Below are 15,888 nucleotides of genomic sequence, written 5' to 3'. Positions count from 1 at the left end.
CTCGCCCTGCATAATTGAGAAGTCTGTGCAGAGGTACTAGACTCATTTTCCTTCTAAGATTTTCCGACTACTTTTTGAGATTCTTGCTCAATAGCTTTGACGAGCTTGCTGATTTCATCGGTAGTTTTCACAGGTTTAGCTGGAGCAATTGCAGTGGGCCAATTTTTTGTGAGTTCTAGCATATTCGCTACAATCAATTTGTGTGCTTCGGGATGATCTTTAGCCATTTGCTCAGAAATATCTTTGTATAATTCATTGGCATAGATGACAAACCCGCGAGAATCTTGATACTCAATAATTGCGGATATTTTTCCACCTGCAACTGCTGCACCATACTCGGAATTAGCTGTATCCAGTAAACCATTAATTACCTGTAATACAAATTTTGGTTGAGAACGTTGCTCTCCAGGTAAGGCGGCGATCGCTGTCTCCACTGCTTTTATGGAAGCGGTATAGTCCGTTTTGACTTTGACATCCTTGGGATTAGATTTTACTAAATCTTGAAAATTGCCCAATGTTGTCTTAAATTCTTTCACTTTACGCTCATTTAACTGCTCTTCCACATCAACATAAATTTCCTCAACGGGATGACCTATATGAGGTTCAGCTTGTTTTGGTTGATTTTGGTCTAATAATTCTTTGGCTACATAAAGATGTCCTTTCATTAAACCTAACTTTGTCATGTAATCAATATCTTTTGCCTCACCAGTAAGTACAATCTCTTGCACTGTTACCATATCTTTAATTTGATTGAACTGTTCCTGAGTGATTATCTTTTTAGTGACTAGCTCCTCAGGATTTGCGTATGGTTTATTTGCCTGAATCTTGTTAGATAATGCTGGAATTCCCAGTTTAGCTTCCAATTTATCTAGTTCCGAGAGAATTGCATTATTGATATTGATTTGTTTGCTGTGAGTATTATGACTAGTCTGGCTGGAAGTCTCAGTAGTTTGGATAGTCGAATTGGCAGATGGGGCTGCTGGAGAATTATTCGCTGTTGGGGTTGTCTGATTGCAGGAAGTTAAGGAAACAACGGCACAAGTCGCTATTGCCAAACACACATAACCAATTTTTTTCATTGTTGCTCTTGGGGACTGGATAAAGCTAGAAATTGACTTTGACGATTAGTCGTAGACTTTGCTAGGTTTATTTTCAACTTAATAGTAGTTTTTATCAAGTAACTAATAAATATTTTTATAAAGTTAATAATCTTTTTAAATAAACAAAATATTAAATTTGATTAAATAAATTCAATTTCGTGGTTGAGACGAGGGATTATTTTAAGTCTTCTACTTGCTGGTTAAAAACTTCAAGACTACGTAGCAGGGTTGACAGAAACTGCCCTAACCCTTGATTTGATTGCTGTTAGGAATTTTGTTGCTGCAAATTCTTATTAGGAAGTACCTCAAATTGCCCCATACACCCTTCTTCGGCAATCCAATCCTGATGGGGATGGAACATGTATTTGCCAGAATAGGGAAAGGCAAACTCCAATATGTGCCGCTCTGCGATACCCATGGTGATGACATCAGTTTTTTCGCTAGGAGTTAGACTCATACCGTAGCGATAAACATCAAAAAAATTGGCGTGCAGGTGGAAAGTGACAGCGGATTCATATTCAATTAAATTGAGTACATACAATCGCACTAGCTGATTTTGGTAGATGCGAATGGGATTATCCATATAGTAGTGAGGTATCCCATTAAAAGCATAATGTTCATTGCGGTTATCCTCATTGACGTCATATCCACCCATGACTAAAACAATTTCGTCGGCTGCTGGACGAGCTTTCGGTGGATCAATAATAAACATTCCGTACAATCCTTTGGATATGTGACGGGTTACTGGTTCAATATGGCAGTGGTAAAGGTGAACTCCGTAAGGTTCTGCATCAAACTCATAAATTGTGGCACTACCATTGCGAACGGGACGAACTCCATCCATTTCTGCTCTATGGAATCCGTGGAAGTGTAGGGAATGGGAATGTCCAGCTTGATTTAGGAATATTATCCGCACGCGATCGCCTTGCTTTGCTCTGAGGGTTGGTCCTGGTATGCGACCATTTAAATGCCAGACGTTATAGGAAACTGCACTATTTAGCTTCATCTCAGAGGCTGTTGCTGTGAGGCGAAATTCTCTCACCGTACGTCCGTTCTCTTGCTTCACGGTGCCATATTCAAACTCCCTCAACATCTTCATGGGGTTAGTCGTCTGTGAAGATAGACTTGTATCCATAGGTGGTACTCGCACTAAACCCTTGCTTCCTACACTCAGGTTTTGCCACAGGGCAGCTGCACCAGTTATTCCCGCACCAGCTAATCCTAGTTTCAGAATTTGGCGACGACTCCACAGATTTTCTCTATCTAGAGCAAAGTTATTAGGCATTGCTTATAAAATATTAAAAGTATTTAGCAATTAAATATTTGAGAAACTATATCCCCAATTTCACTAGGTTGAATTGACTAGCTTCACTGTTTGAGACAAGTATGCGTAACCCGATAAGAAGGGTACATCTGCTATGAAAGTCTTCAAACATTTGGTAATTATGTTTTAGGGGATTTGACTCCGATGGTTCCTGAGCTTGTCGAAGGATGGTAAGCAAACTGCTTATGGAAGCAGGGGAATTAACCCGCCTAAGTTGAGCGTTTAACTTCAACTAACTTAGTGAGATTATCAATTGGCTTTAAATATAAACAAGCTTTATGATAATTAATTTCAATATACTACCATGAAGCAACTGAAAATATGAAATTTCCCTTCAGGTGGGTAGTCGTGCTTGCAAGTAGTTCTAGTAGATACAGTTATTGATAATTTCTTAAATTTTGGTATCAAATATATACTTCAATCCTTGAATATGGCTTAATGAGGGTTGAGTTAAATAGCCTTGCTAAAAGGATTTTTGATATTTTGCCCTCAATATCCTTTTGAATCTGAAATTTTATATCTGGAAACCCCTATGCTTCCCTCCGATCCGAAAACACCTTCAGACTCCCTTGGCTTTGATGATTTTATTGGTATCCTAGTCGCTTTTGGCACAATTGGGGCTATTTTATTTTGGGGATTTACCCGTAAAGATACAGGCTGGAACTTGGGTAATGTCAACTCACCATCCGCAAATGTGACACCAACTGTAGTTGCGACAGGTAAATCCATAGCACTCCCTCAGTCAAATCCAGAAGTCAAGACAGATATTTCATCTGCGGGAGTGACTCCACCATCTGTAGTAATCACTTCTCCCGTTGCTTCTCCTATTCCATCCCCCCAAGTTGAGATATCTCCGACTGCTTCTCTGAATTTAGCGACTAAAACCTTTCCAGAAAACAACTCGACAAATAAGACGGTGATTCCTCCACCAATCATTTTCACCGATTTGCCTAGTAATCACTGGAGTCGCAAATTTATCAATGCCCTATCTTCCCGTAATATTATTAAAGGCTTTGATGATTACAGTTTTCGACCGAATCAAGCGGTAAATCGTGCCGAATATGCGGCGATTCTCAAACAAGCTTTTAATCAAAAATTGCGGCAACAGGGGCTAAGTTTTCAAGATGTGCCGACAAATTACTGGGCAGGTAATGCTATCAACCAATCTATTGGTATGGGATTTTTGAAAGGTTATCCCAATAATACCTTTAACCCCAATCAGAGAATTCCCCGTGTGCAAGTTTTGGTGTCTTTGGTGAGTGGGTTAGGTTTAAAACCTCCGAGTAATCTGGCAAAAGTCGTCAGTATTTACAAGGATGCCAAAGATATTCCACCCTATGCGGTGAATGCGATCGCTGCGGCAACAAAGAATGGTTTAGTTGTGAATTATCCCGATCGCGCTTTCTTGAATCCGAATCAACCTGCAACCCGTGGTGAAGTTGCTGTGATGATACACCAAGCTTTGGTGAAAACAGGTAGGCTAGAAAAAACCTCATCTCCCTATCTTGTCAGCGCACCTCAGTAAATGACTTGAAACGGAGAAATCTGGTTTTTGGTAATCCTGTTTGTTTAGCGATTTTCTTGCCTTTCTTCCTGGGGAGAAGGGGTAGGTATGCTCAGGGGAATTACCAATGTCTTGGGTTGTTCTTCAGTAGTTTCCTTTGGTAATTGGCTCTCTGCTTTATTGCGGGAGTCAATTGCTTGCTGGTAGTCTGGTTTGAGTTTTATGGCTTGGGTGTAGGAGGCGATCGCCTCTTTGTATTGTTTCAAAAATAACAAAGCATTGCCGCGACTATACCAGCTTTCCGGATGGTTAGGTTTGTAACGGATGGCTCGATTATAGGAGGCGATCGCCTCTTGGTACTTTTGCAAATTGTAGAGAGAATTGCCGCGATTGTACCAAACTTGATAATTATTACGTTTTAACTCAATGGCTTTGTTATAAGCTGTGACAGCTGCCTCATAACGTTGATTTTGATGGAGTGCCCAACCTTTGCCAAACCAAGCACTATAATTATTGGGGCTATATTTAATTACCTGCTCAAAGGATGTCACAGCCTCTGGATATTTCTGTAAATTGATGAGGATATTACCTTTAGCTAACCAAGCTTGATAATGATTCGGCTGGGATTTGATCGCGGAATCGTAGGCGAAGATAGCATCGGTATAACGGTTTAAATTTACGAGGACATTGCCGCGATTATACCAAGCTTGCTGATTACTAGGTTGTAATTCTAAGACCTTATCATAGGCAGTGATGGCTTCATCGTAGCGTTTAAGACTTTGCAGCATCCAGCCCTTATTGTACCAAGCTTCTTCAGACTTGGGATTTAAGGTAATTGCCTGCTCATAGGATTCCAGAGCTTGGCTATATTGTTGCATTCGTGCCAGCACTTCGCCCCTAGCGTTCCAAATTTCTGGGGAATCTTTATCAATGGTGATTGCTTTATCAAAGGTGGCGATCGCCTCTTGATATCGCTGTAATTTTCCTAGGGATAGTCCCCTACCTATCCATGATTCTAAATAATTAGGTTCCAACTGAATCGCTCGGTCAAAAGCAGATAATGCTTGTTTATATTGCTGCATCTGATGTAAAGCTCTACCTTGACCATACCAAGCTGCCGCATAATTAGGACTAATTTTTAACGCTTTTTCATAAACCGATAAAGCATCCTGATATTTTTGCAATTCATAGAGAGTATTACCCTGCTTATACAATTCTGTCGTATTTACAGAGTTAACTGCCGCCAGAATATATATTGATGAAACTGTCCCCAAACCTAAAACCATAATTCCTGCTGCTAACTTTTTTAGCAAGTTCCGAGGCTTATTTGTTAAAGCAGGTAAACTCTTTTGAATAAATGGCAGATTTTGCAGATTTAAATTAACAGTTGGTTTTTGAGCTTGATTTAAAGAATTTAATGCTTCCAAAGCTGCTGTAGCATTTTGATAGCGTTGGCGAAAATCATAGCGCACCATCTTATCTAAAATTACCGCCAAATCTGGAGAAACTTTAACTTGATTTTGCCAATTAAATTCATTACTTTGTTCATCTATTTCCAATTCTTCTGGAGACACACCAGTTAAAGCTTGCAAAGCAATCATTCCCACCGCATAGACATCACTACTAAACTTCGGATTGCCTTGTGCTTGTTCACTAGGAATATATCCAGGAGTCCCAATCGCTACAGTATATTTCGTTTTACCTTGAGGATTCACAACTTGGGTAGTGATTTGTTTAACTGCACCAAAATCTATAAGAATTAATTGATTATCTTTGTCTCTTCTCAAGATGTTATGGGGATTAACATCACGATGAATCACTTTTTGTTGATGAACATATTCTAAAATTTCTAAAATTTCTCGCATCAGGTCAATAACCTGATTTTCCTGCCAAGGTTTTCCCAATATTAACTCTTGGGAAAGGTCATGACCAAGTACTAACTCTTGAACTAGATAAAATTGTTGATTTTCTTCAAAATATGCCAAAAGTTGGGGAATACGATCATGACTACCCAAAGGATAGAGAACTTGCGCTTCTGTATCAAATAAACGTCTGGCAGTTGCAAGAGTATCAGGATCTTGAGTTTGTATGTGTAGTTGCTTCACAACACATTCCGGTTTTCCTGGTAGTTGGGTATCACAAGCAACAAATGTTTCTCCGAAACCTCCACCACCTAAACGACGAAGAATTTGATAGCGTCCAACAAGTATCTTTCCTAACATTTAGTTTGCTTCGTTTAGTGCAATACTATCTAATTTCCATCTTGCCACAGGATAACCGGAAGAAGAGAAAAACCTGACTTCGCAACGCAAATTATTAGAACTGGGGTAACTCCAACTTTAAAGAGTTATGATTTCAACAACATCTCCCCCCGACGATACAACTCCCTAGCGTAGTCAGTCCAAGTTCCTTGTCCCCAATATCGAAAACAGCTAGTTTGTAGCAATAGATTGTAAAGCAAAGCTTCTTGATAATCTCGTCTTTGGGTGACAGAGGGATTTTCTTGTACTAGGCGATCGTATTTTTGATGAAATAAGAAACTGAGTTGATTCATCGGTTCTAGGACATTTTCATAGCCTTTAACCCAACTTAAATCATTTGTCCAAGAAGCTCCATCCATATGAAATTGATGATCGCTAGCCTTTAATTCTTTGATAGCATTTTCTACTGCTGCCGATGTAATTTTTTCTAAATCAACTCGTTGCCAAATTTTATGTTGCTGTACTGCTTGGCAAGTTGGAAAATCCTCAGTTCTCACACCAGCATTCATGATTAATTCTAAATACTCTGTCCCATTCATGGCAACAGTTCCCTGACAATTACCCCCTCCATCACGAATTTCGTGATAAATGCGGAAGAAATCACGGGGGTATTCATTCATCATCACACCACCATTTTCCCCATCGGCAATTTGGGTGACTAAGGAAGGTATATTAATATTGCCAACTTGTTGCTTACCCTTACCCTTCGCTTCAAAATAGGGCTGCATCTGTGCCACTAATTTAGTATCAGAGCCTTGGGTTTTAATCAGGGCGATAATACTAACAGTTTCACCGTGGCTATTGCGAGCAATTAATTGATTGGGAATATATTTCTGCTCCTGGGAGAGGGGTGAACCATCTAATAGTTCGACGGAATGTTCCTGTACCATTAACCATTGGTAGCCACATTCTTTCAGAGCTTTGATATAGGCAAAAAGTGTATCGGGATGGTTGGGTAAATGCATTTCTGGTGGGGAAAAACCCTTAACCCGCTTCAAAGCATCTTCCCCAAACATAGCCGCAAAATTATGTTGCCATGCTTGAATATGTAATTTAATGTCAGGAATAGGTGTTGATGGGATAACAGCGTGGCTCCACATAGTTCCCAACCATTCTACGTAGGGTTGATATTGGGAGTCACAGGTAATACGCTTGAGGTTAGTGATAATATCCTCCCTTCCCATCTGTCGTAAACCCCAGAGTAAATTACCAGAGTAGTCCAACATGATGCGAGGATTAGTGCCTTGGGCTATGAGTTCCGGTATAAAATCGCCCATTCGACCATAGCACCAAGCGAAGGTAGTGGCATTGTGATTATCACCATCGTGGGGATGCTCAAACATCTGCTGGAGGTTACTAATCAATGCACCGTTGCCACCTGCGGGAATTGTAGGTTGGTGCATATGTAAAGCACAGGCAAACCCAGAGGTGATGTTTTCTAGTTTGAGATTCGTTCGCGGAAGAAAAACTTTTTCCTTTTGGTTGGTAATTGCTTGCAAATTAGCTTCTGCACCGCAGATATTGGGTAATCCGTGGCGTAGCTCTGGTAAAACAGTCGTAGTCATGGGGATTGATTTGAAAGTTATTGCTTTTTATTCTCACCTTCAGGCGTAGAGATACTCAGAAGTAGTGGAATAAATTAATGATTGAGATATTTTCCAGGATGATTGGCAAGGGAAAAACTGAGTTTTTTTAGGGAAGGTTTTTTGGGATGATATTGCTGAGTTGAGAAGTTGGACATTTGCCAACAAAGAGTGTACAACCCCTGTTAAGTATTGAGTTAAATCCGGGTAAAAATCATCATGCCAACAATCAGTATCAATAACAGTCAAAAATTAAACCTTAGTCCCTTGAAAATGCCAGAGCGCCTGCTTTTAGGTCCTGGTCCCTCCAATGCTCATCCAGCAGTCTTACAGGCAATGAATACTACACCTGTGGGACATCTTGACCCGACTTTTTTGGCTTTGATGGATGAGATTCAGTCTTTGTTACGTTATGTGTGGCAGACAGAAAATCCTTTAACGATCGCCGTCAGTGGTACGGGTACTGCGGCAATGGAAGCGACTTTGGCAAATGTCGTAGAAGCGGGGGATGGGGTTTTAATTGGTGTCTCTGGATACTTTGGTAACCGTCTAGTGGATATGGCTGGACGCTATGGTGCAGAGGTGAAAACGATTAATAAGCCCTGGGGCGAAGTCTTCTCTCTGGATGAATTACGGGCAGCAATGGCTACTCACCGTCCCCGGATTCTTGCCCTAGTTCATGCGGAAACTTCTACGGGGGCACGCCAACCCCTTGAAGGTGTGGGAGAATTGTGTCGAGAATATGGCTGTTTATTATTAGTCGATACTGTCACTAGTTTGGGTGGTGTGCCAATTTACCTGGATGAATGGGGTGTGGATTTGGCTTATAGTTGCAGCCAAAAGGGATTAGGTTGTCCCCCTGGAGCTTCTCCTTTTACGATGAGCGCTAGGGCTATGGAAAAGTTACAACAACGTTCCAGCAAGGTGAAAAACTGGTATTTGGATATGTTGTTGCTAGGTAAATATTGGGGTAGTGAGAGAGTTTATCATCATACCGCACCGATTAACCTCTATTATGCTCTGCGGGAAGCATTACGGTTACTGGCAGAGGAAGGTGTGGAAAATTCTTGGCAGCGTCACCAAAGAAATGTAGAGTATCTTTGGGAAAATTTAGAAAGTATTGGTTTGACGTTACATGTGGAGAAACAGTATCGCTTACCGACTCTGACTACAGTACGAGTTCCTGAAGGGAAAGATGGCAAGGCGATCGCCAGCAAACTTTTACAGGATTACAATATCGAAATCGGTAATGGTTTAGGTGAACTTGCGGGGAAAGTTTGGCGAGTTGGTTTGATGGGTTACAACAGTCGCCCTGAAAGTGTTGATCAGTTAATTGCTGCTTTTAAAGAAGTGTTGAAATAGTTGATAGGTGACAGGTGATAGGTGACAGGTATACCCTGTAACTGGCGCGTAGCGCTTACCACCTGTACCTTGAACGTCAATTACTGCTTACGTTGTTGACTTTGACGATATTGCAGAATTTGTTTTTTCTGTTCTGGTGTCAGTACAGCTTCAATTTTTTGATTAGCTGCTACCATGATTTGCCGGATTTGGTTTTGTTGTTGAGGTGTCAACTTAATAGATGCAAAAGCTTGCTGTGCTGGTTTCCCTGCTTGCAAAGCTGCTTTAATTTGATTTTTTTGTTGGGAAGTCAGAACTTTTTGGAACTGGGTATTCGCATTGGCACGAATTTGCTTAATTTGTGTTTGCTGCTGGGGTGTCAATTTAATGGTAGGTGCAGCTTGTTGGGGAGCTTGAGCAATTTGTAAGGGTTTTCTAGGTGCTGCTTCTGCGCTGACAGGGGTTGTGATTCCAGATAAACTCAGGGCGATCGCACCCACTGTCAGTAATAAACTTGTTAACTTCATTTAGTGCCTCGTGGATTTCTCCAGTTCAATTTCCCTATTATAAAAATTTATTTACCTAACCACGTCCGAGAAATTCACGAAACCATGGATAAAAACTGCCAGAAGTCAAGGAATCAAAAGGACTTCATGGAAAATTATTTTGATATTTTTCTCAATTAAATACCAAGAGATAAATTAAATTTATATATCCCCGAAGTTCTAGGAAAATCGAGGATATAAGTTAGGCGCAACTAGGTAAATTAATTGGGTGACAAGACTAGTTATTTGGACGATTTTGCTGACGGCGATCGCGTCTTGCTTGACGAGACTGTTCTAGCTTTTGTCTTTGTTCCTCTGTCAACACTGCGTTGATTTGGCTCTTTTGAGATTCCATCAGTTGACGAATTTCTGTTTTTTGAGTTTCGCTCAAATTCAAGGAGCGCCAACCTTCACCTTTTTTGCCACCTTGACGATTTTGCTTCATGGTTTGCCATTGCTGACGCTGCTCAGGGGTGAGACGTTTCTGAATTTCCTCGCGGGTAGCTTGACGAATTGCCTTAATTTTGGCTTTTTGCTCAGGGGAAAGTCCTAAGTCTTGCATTCCCGACTTTTTCCCAGAATAATCTTGGGCAATCAGTAACGGTGAGGATGAAAGATTTTCTGCCTTGACTGGATAGGCGATCGCGCTACAACCTAAAGCAACTGTTGCCAATACTAAAGATAATTTGTGCATTCCCATGAGATATTTTCCTGTTCGCGTCATTGTTTAACTATGTCCCATCCTAAGAACAAAAACAGTTAACCACATGGGGAGAAAGTCACAAATCTATCCATGACTTAAGTCATAGTTAGTCCCTAGCTATGAATCTGTGTAGCTTTGAGCATATGGTAAGTAATTAGTAGTTGGGTTAAAGCCAGGGGGTAACTCTGAATCACCTCTCCTGTTGTTCCTGCAACTTTGCCTAGCTCGGGATTACTTTCGCGATCGCACACACTTCTTAGATGTGGCATATCTGAGCAAATTAAATGTTCTAATTTATTCACTTGCTCTAAAGTGGCATGACCATCAACTTCTAGCACATCTACGGGTTTTCCCATATCCCGATCTAATCCCAGGCGAATTGCGGAGGTCGAATCACCGTTACTAAATTGGATAATGTCGGTAAAATCAGGATGGGGAATTGCTGGACGTAGAACTAAACGGACGTTTAAATGTCCATTGGTTTGGCTATTATCTTCTTCTGAAGGTGGGTAAAAACTGATTACAATATCCGACCATTGACGCTGGGGACGGATGAATTCTTCAGAATCCGGTTCTCGCTTCTGCATTTCCGCCAATACTTGCTCTTCCGTATATCCACGCTTTTGTGTATCACGCTTGACTTTCCATTTTGTCCGTAGAGATTCGGGAGGAGCCAAATATACTTTCACATCATAGGCATCCCGCGCCAAGCGAGTGGAATAACCGAGCAATCCCTCAATAATCACAAATTTACTGGGTTTGATATAGACAGGTGGTTCAAAGGAACCTGTTTTATGGCTATAAACTGGTTTGAGAATTGGCTGTCCCATTCTTAACAAGGACAGGTGTTGCTGCATGATATCTAGATAGTTACAGTCTGGGTGTAGGGCGGTAATACCAATTTCTGCCCTTTGTTGGCGATCATATCTATGGTAATCATCTGTACATATCACAGTCACATTTTCGGGTCCAAGTACTTGAGCAATGCCCTTTGTCAGCGTAGTTTTACCCGCAGCACTGTCACCGACTATACCTAAAATTATTGGACGGCTCATAGTACTTTTCCTCGCTTTTACAGTAAATGGGGATTCAGGATTGTATGCTATTTTACTGATTGTAAAAATATTTGCGACATAACTCAATCACCTGAAAGGATAAAAAATACCTAATTCGTCATTAAATTTTGACTTAATTGATTTTTTCCGATATTGAATCATCCTTAGAAGGATTTATATACTTTTATTGATATTCTTGGAGATAAATTACGCTGTAAATTTTTCTAGTAAATGTCAGGAATATTTTGATAGTTTGCTAGTTTGATATTTTTGTATAGAGAATACAGGGAGCGATCGCCAATGGCAAATCAAACACTGGGATTAGAGCAGAGTCTTTATGAATATCTCCTCTCCGTATCTCTGAGAGAAGCTGCGGTATTAAAAGAGCTAAGACAAGAAACAGCAAAGCATCCCATGGGAAATATGCAAATTGCTCCTGAACAAGGTCAATTCATGGCGCTTTTAGTGAAATTAATCGGTGCAAAAAAGACCCTAGAAATAGGCGTATTTACTGGTTATAGCTCCTTAGCAGTAGCATTAGCATTACCAGCAGACGGCAAAATAGTTGCCTGTGATGTGAGTGAAGAATATACAGCGATCGCCCGTCGTTATTGGCAAAAAGCAGGAGTCGCAGACAAAATCAACTTACAAATTGCCCCAGCCATAGAAACTCTGGAAAATTTACTCGCCAACGGAGAAGCTGCAACCTTTGATTTTGCCTTTATTGACGCGGATAAAAGTAACTATGACCCCTACTATGAACTAGCATTACAACTAATTCGTCCCGGTGGATTAATTGCCATTGATAATGTGCTTTGGTCTGGTCAAGTTGCAGACCCCCTAGTACAAGATAATAGAACTAATAAAATCCGCGCCTTAAATACCAAATTGCACCAAGATAAACGTATTTCCCTGAGTTTAGTGCCCATTGCCGATGGCTTGACATTAGCAGTAAAAAATTAAATACATCGTAAAAATAAATTACACAAGTAGTGTAGGCATCCTGCCCACCTTTGGGAAATAGCAAGGAAGGCAAGATGGTAACACTACTTACTTTTACACAAATCACACCTAATGTGAATTAGAAACGCTTCTTATCCCATAGTTTTTCAAGGCTGAATTTACAACTCATTACTCCCCTACAGACGCGATATAGCCTCGTGCAGAGGAACTGAGTCGCAAAACGACACGCTAAAACGTCCCTACCCATTACTTATTACTCAGCCTTAGATGTTGTCGTCGCTTGTTTGTTAATTTCGTCTTTATACTTAGCTGGAGCCAAAGAAGCAGCTTTCGCAAAAACAGGTTTAGCATCCTCAATTTTGCCTTGTCCCTTCAGGGTAATCGCCTTAGCCAAAACTGGACGAAAATCTTGGACATCAAATTTACTAGCCGTATCATAAGTTGACAAAGCTTTGGCAAAATTCTTCTGTGTGGCGTAAACATTGCCCAGTAAAATTTGCACAGCAATAATATCAACGCTACCAGGTTCAATCTTATTGACTTGAGGAGCTTTACTCAGAGTTTCTTCCAGTAAACCAATTGCCGCTTCCGGACGCTTTTGAGCGAGCAATAAAGTAACCATCCCTTGCAAAGCTTTGATATCACCGGGTTTAACCGTCAAAACCGAGCGGTAAGCTTGAGCAGCACCTTCTTTATCCCCAATTTGCTGCTTTGCTTGGGCTAACAAGATAGCGTAATTTGTTTGTTCCGGATTCAACTTGGAGAGCTTTTCTAAGGGTTCGATGACATTCCGCACGCTCCCTTCTCCTAAACTCAGCAGTTGCAAACGTCTTTCCAATAAGCTTTTCAATGTGGCTTGATTTTCTGGTTCTCGCTGTAAAACCAGTTCTAATCCCCGAATTTCTTCCTGTAGCTTCACTTTTTGGCTAGCAGTATTATTAGTAGTCCCTTGAGAATTATCAGGGTTTTGGTTAGAGTTTTGGGTATCTCGAAATGCCGCTATGATAGGAACCATAGAGACGCCAACAAAAGCCAGTACTGCAATGGCTAAAACAATATTTACTATCCAGCGATTGCGAGGTTGAGTCACAATATTACCCTTAAATCACAAAAATTAAAAATTTGCAAAAGTTTGCGGAATACCGCCATGAGTTTGTGAATTTTATAACAAATACTCATTTACGTGAGCAAAGCTAAAGATGATTGCACCTCAAGATGAAGGATATAGTATGTAGCCTAGATAACAAAGCACCTCAGCAAAAGCTAATGAGGAAGGATAAACAGGCAATGGATAATTTTGATGATTACCCTATCATCTATAACCTTAACCCTGTAACCTTCTGCCAGAAAGGATAACAAAAGATTTTAGATATCCCCAGGTTTACTTTCCTCAGGGTAGCCTGAAACAATGACTTCATACTTCATGCTTCATACTTGAGTTAGCTAAGGAAGCATAACCATAAATTATGACTTGTGTTCTTCCGAAACTAGTGTAAAGACGCTAAATTACACATTTAGTGTGTGTGCATTTGTTTGCGCCTTTAGTATGATACAGGGCAAGCTGGGGTGGTTTCTGGGAAGTCTATATACTTTCCATCAGCCACACAAGCGCTCTTTCCAGTTGCCTTAGTATAATCCCACAATGGGATGTGTCTCCGTCGCAAGGAGTTATTATGAGTTCCGACTTAATGCCGTCACCAGAGTCTTCTAATCCACCTACCTCTAAGGAGGTAGAGACAGATCAGGTTGTCTCTGCAAAAACAGAAATGAGCGTTGTTGCTTTATCAACAGATGAATCTGTAGCACCGTCTAGCGAAACCTCACCAGAGGAAAATATCGCCAATCGTCAACAACCAATTCCACCTCCCAGTGAACCGATGCAATATCGGGCGATTGGGTTGATTCGTGGACGCTATCTTGCCAGTAGCGAACAATTTACCCAGGGTGTGATGCAAACCTCTGATGGTACGCTTCTAGAAGCCGTACTGCTGGGTCGTATCATGAGTTTGGTGAAAAATCATCTTGATTTGGAATCTGAGCATCTGTGGGTGGTTTATCCGCGAACTCGCCAAGAGAACGACAAATTGCATGTACAAATTGTTGGGGTTTGGGAACCGGAAAATTTGGCGAAATCTTCTGAGGAGTCAGAGGAATCAGACTTAGAATCCCCAACGGAAACAGCATCAGCTAATGATGAGTCTGAAACAGAGGAAACTTCCCTCGAAGACTTTGTCCCTTCTTCAGAAATTCCTGATGGTGGTTTTTCTGTACGGGGTGAAGTTGTTTATCAATCCTATGATGACGCGCACTTGGTGGTGAAAATTAGACAAGCTGCTCGTAAACAAGATGATAAACCTAAGTATTTTAAACTCAAGCTCAAGGGTAGGCTTGATACCAAAGCTGTTGGTAAATTTTGGGATTTTCAGGTACAACGAGATGGCGATGCATTAGTCATCGATAAAGCAGAGGCGATCGCCGAACTACCCAGAAAACGCAGACCACCACAAAGAGGTGGAGGTGGAGGTAGATTCCAGAAAGGTGGTCGTCGTCCTGGTCCCGGTGGTGGTAAACCCTTCCCCAGACGCAGTAATGGTGAACCTCCACGTCCTGTGAAAAGAGTTGGTGATGCTCCCTCTGGAGATGTCAAACCCTATCCTAAAGGAAATGCAGGTGGGAGTTCTACTCCTATACCTAAACCGGTGAAACGTCCTAAACCACCACAGGAATAATTACTAGTTTGTATAGAAAACTTTCTGTGTTTTCAGGATTCTCTCCCTGATTAACTCCCATCTCTAGAAAATTTAGAACCCGGATTTCCTGATAGAAGTTCGGGTTCTAAGTCGTTATGGGCAAATACTTGATATGCTTTGCCACTTTCATTGAGGAAAAAAACTTCTGTAACTATCCTATCCAGGACAAATTGATAGATTTTCAAAGTAGTTAGGACTTACATAATCGTAACGAGAAAATGAGGCTTAGAGATTGCTTCCTTTGGTCGCAATGATGTTAATGTGTAGTCGTTGCGTAAGTCCTGGCAGTTTTGATGGAATCTAGGTAATACTAGTCTGACAAAACACATTAGTATTACCAATTAAGTGAAACGGTATAATTGTTTTGATTTTAATTTGATAAGTTTTGTTGACAAAACCTTACCTATTTCCCATTACAACTTACAAGTTGGAAGGACAAAAAAGAAAAAATCACTACTTCTGTCTACCACCCCAAAACAAGTAGAGGATTGGTAAAACCACCAGGTCAATAGCAACTAACTTGGCAGACTTTAATTTATAGTCGTTGAAGATAAAAGGAGGTACAACGTAGGCAAGTAAGAGCGTTACCAGAATTAGGCTCAATATATTTTTTACCATTTCCACCTCTACAAAATATGACGGATATCTGTGTTGAATTTCACTCATAAAGTGTAGATAAAGATGAATAAATTCCTACCTCATTAGTTCCCAGTTATTAATATCATGGGAGTTTTATCCATCACTCCACTATTGAGCTAA

At 40.7% G+C, this 15,888-nt stretch carries 14 protein-coding genes; 4 read left to right on the top strand and 10 right to left on the bottom strand.

Translation table 11 applies throughout. The features are described 5' to 3' along the window. Positions 1–53 precede the first annotated feature (53 nt). Positions 54–1,079, bottom strand: coding sequence for a helix-hairpin-helix domain-containing protein (locus IJ00_RS23615; RefSeq protein WP_035157390.1), 1,026 nt, complete (start codon positions 1,077–1,079; stop codon positions 54–56). A gap of 286 nt (positions 1,080–1,365) precedes the next feature. Next, entirely contained in the window at positions 1,366–2,385 is a 1,020-nt protein-coding gene (locus tag IJ00_RS23610) for a multicopper oxidase domain-containing protein (protein ID WP_035157387.1), read from the bottom strand. A gap of 571 nt (positions 2,386–2,956) precedes the next feature. Between IJ00_RS23610 and IJ00_RS23605 the strand changes: the two genes are divergently transcribed. Next, entirely contained in the window at positions 2,957–3,949 is a 993-nt protein-coding gene (locus tag IJ00_RS23605) for an S-layer homology domain-containing protein (protein ID WP_035157385.1), read from the top strand. Positions 3,950–3,993: 44 nt separating this feature from the next. On the opposite strand, the gene IJ00_RS23600 is transcribed toward IJ00_RS23605, so the two are convergent. Both IJ00_RS23600 and IJ00_RS23595 read right to left on the bottom strand, forming a co-directional pair. Then, positions 3,994–6,150: a serine/threonine-protein kinase gene (locus IJ00_RS23600; RefSeq protein WP_035157382.1), complete on the bottom strand. Its 2,157-nt coding sequence runs from the start codon at positions 6,148–6,150 to the stop codon at positions 3,994–3,996. A gap of 125 nt (positions 6,151–6,275) precedes the next feature. Further along, complete coding sequence (locus IJ00_RS23595) at positions 6,276–7,754, bottom strand: glycosyl hydrolase family 57 (RefSeq protein ID WP_035157378.1); 1,479 nt, start codon at positions 7,752–7,754, stop codon at positions 6,276–6,278. A 234-nt stretch (positions 7,755–7,988) separates the two neighbouring features. Between IJ00_RS23595 and IJ00_RS23590 the strand changes: the two genes are divergently transcribed. Continuing rightward, positions 7,989–9,134: an alanine--glyoxylate aminotransferase family protein gene (locus IJ00_RS23590; RefSeq protein WP_144416076.1), complete on the top strand. Its 1,146-nt coding sequence runs from the start codon at positions 7,989–7,991 to the stop codon at positions 9,132–9,134. Positions 9,135–9,214: 80 nt separating this feature from the next. Here IJ00_RS23590 and IJ00_RS23585 read toward each other — a convergent pair whose 3' ends face one another. The 3 genes from IJ00_RS23585 to IJ00_RS23575 all read right to left on the bottom strand — a co-directional run bounded on the left by IJ00_RS23585 (position 9,215) and on the right by IJ00_RS23575 (position 11,416). Continuing rightward, positions 9,215–9,640 carry a hypothetical protein gene (locus IJ00_RS23585; RefSeq protein WP_035157373.1) on the bottom strand — a complete coding sequence of 142 codons (426 nt, stop codon included), beginning with the start codon at positions 9,638–9,640 and terminating at the stop codon, positions 9,215–9,217. A 256-nt stretch (positions 9,641–9,896) separates the two neighbouring features. Further along, the gene (locus IJ00_RS23580; RefSeq protein ID WP_238178384.1) at positions 9,897–10,382 is read right to left on the bottom strand and encodes a Spy/CpxP family protein refolding chaperone; all 486 of its coding nucleotides are present in this window, start codon (positions 10,380–10,382) and stop codon (positions 9,897–9,899) included. A 92-nt stretch (positions 10,383–10,474) separates the two neighbouring features. Next, positions 10,475–11,416, bottom strand: coding sequence for a phosphoribulokinase (locus IJ00_RS23575; protein WP_035157369.1), 942 nt, complete (start codon positions 11,414–11,416; stop codon positions 10,475–10,477). 300 nt (positions 11,417–11,716) lie between these two features. Between IJ00_RS23575 and IJ00_RS23570 the strand changes: the two genes are divergently transcribed. After that, on the top strand, positions 11,717–12,379 hold the full coding sequence (locus tag IJ00_RS23570; protein WP_035157367.1) for a class I SAM-dependent methyltransferase: 663 nt from the start codon (positions 11,717–11,719) through the stop codon (positions 12,377–12,379). 253 nt (positions 12,380–12,632) lie between these two features. On the opposite strand, the gene IJ00_RS23565 is transcribed toward IJ00_RS23570, so the two are convergent. Then, positions 12,633–13,469, bottom strand: a complete 837-nt coding sequence (locus tag IJ00_RS23565) for a tetratricopeptide repeat protein (protein ID WP_035157363.1) — start codon at positions 13,467–13,469, stop codon at positions 12,633–12,635. A gap of 583 nt (positions 13,470–14,052) precedes the next feature. Between IJ00_RS23565 and IJ00_RS23560 the strand changes: the two genes are divergently transcribed. Beyond that, a complete protein-coding gene (locus IJ00_RS23560) occupies positions 14,053–15,108 on the top strand; it encodes a hypothetical protein (protein ID WP_035157360.1) in 1,056 nt (351 codons plus the stop codon). A gap of 50 nt (positions 15,109–15,158) precedes the next feature. Here IJ00_RS23560 and IJ00_RS29280 read toward each other — a convergent pair whose 3' ends face one another. Together IJ00_RS29280 and IJ00_RS29275 are read right to left on the bottom strand one after the other, a co-directional pair. Further along, positions 15,159–15,314 carry a hypothetical protein gene (locus tag IJ00_RS29280; RefSeq protein ID WP_168163524.1) on the bottom strand — a complete coding sequence of 52 codons (156 nt, stop codon included), beginning with the start codon at positions 15,312–15,314 and terminating at the stop codon, positions 15,159–15,161. A gap of 268 nt (positions 15,315–15,582) precedes the next feature. Then, complete coding sequence (locus IJ00_RS29275; RefSeq protein ID WP_168163523.1) at positions 15,583–15,747, bottom strand: hypothetical protein; 165 nt, start codon at positions 15,745–15,747, stop codon at positions 15,583–15,585. Positions 15,748–15,888 lie beyond the last annotated feature (141 nt).

This window comes from Calothrix sp. 336/3 (genome assembly GCF_000734895.2).
In the GTDB taxonomy this organism is placed as follows: domain Bacteria; phylum Cyanobacteriota; class Cyanobacteriia; order Cyanobacteriales; family Nostocaceae; genus 336-3.
Note: the sequence above shows the minus strand (reverse complement) of the source record. Positions and strands in the feature narration are given on the sequence as shown.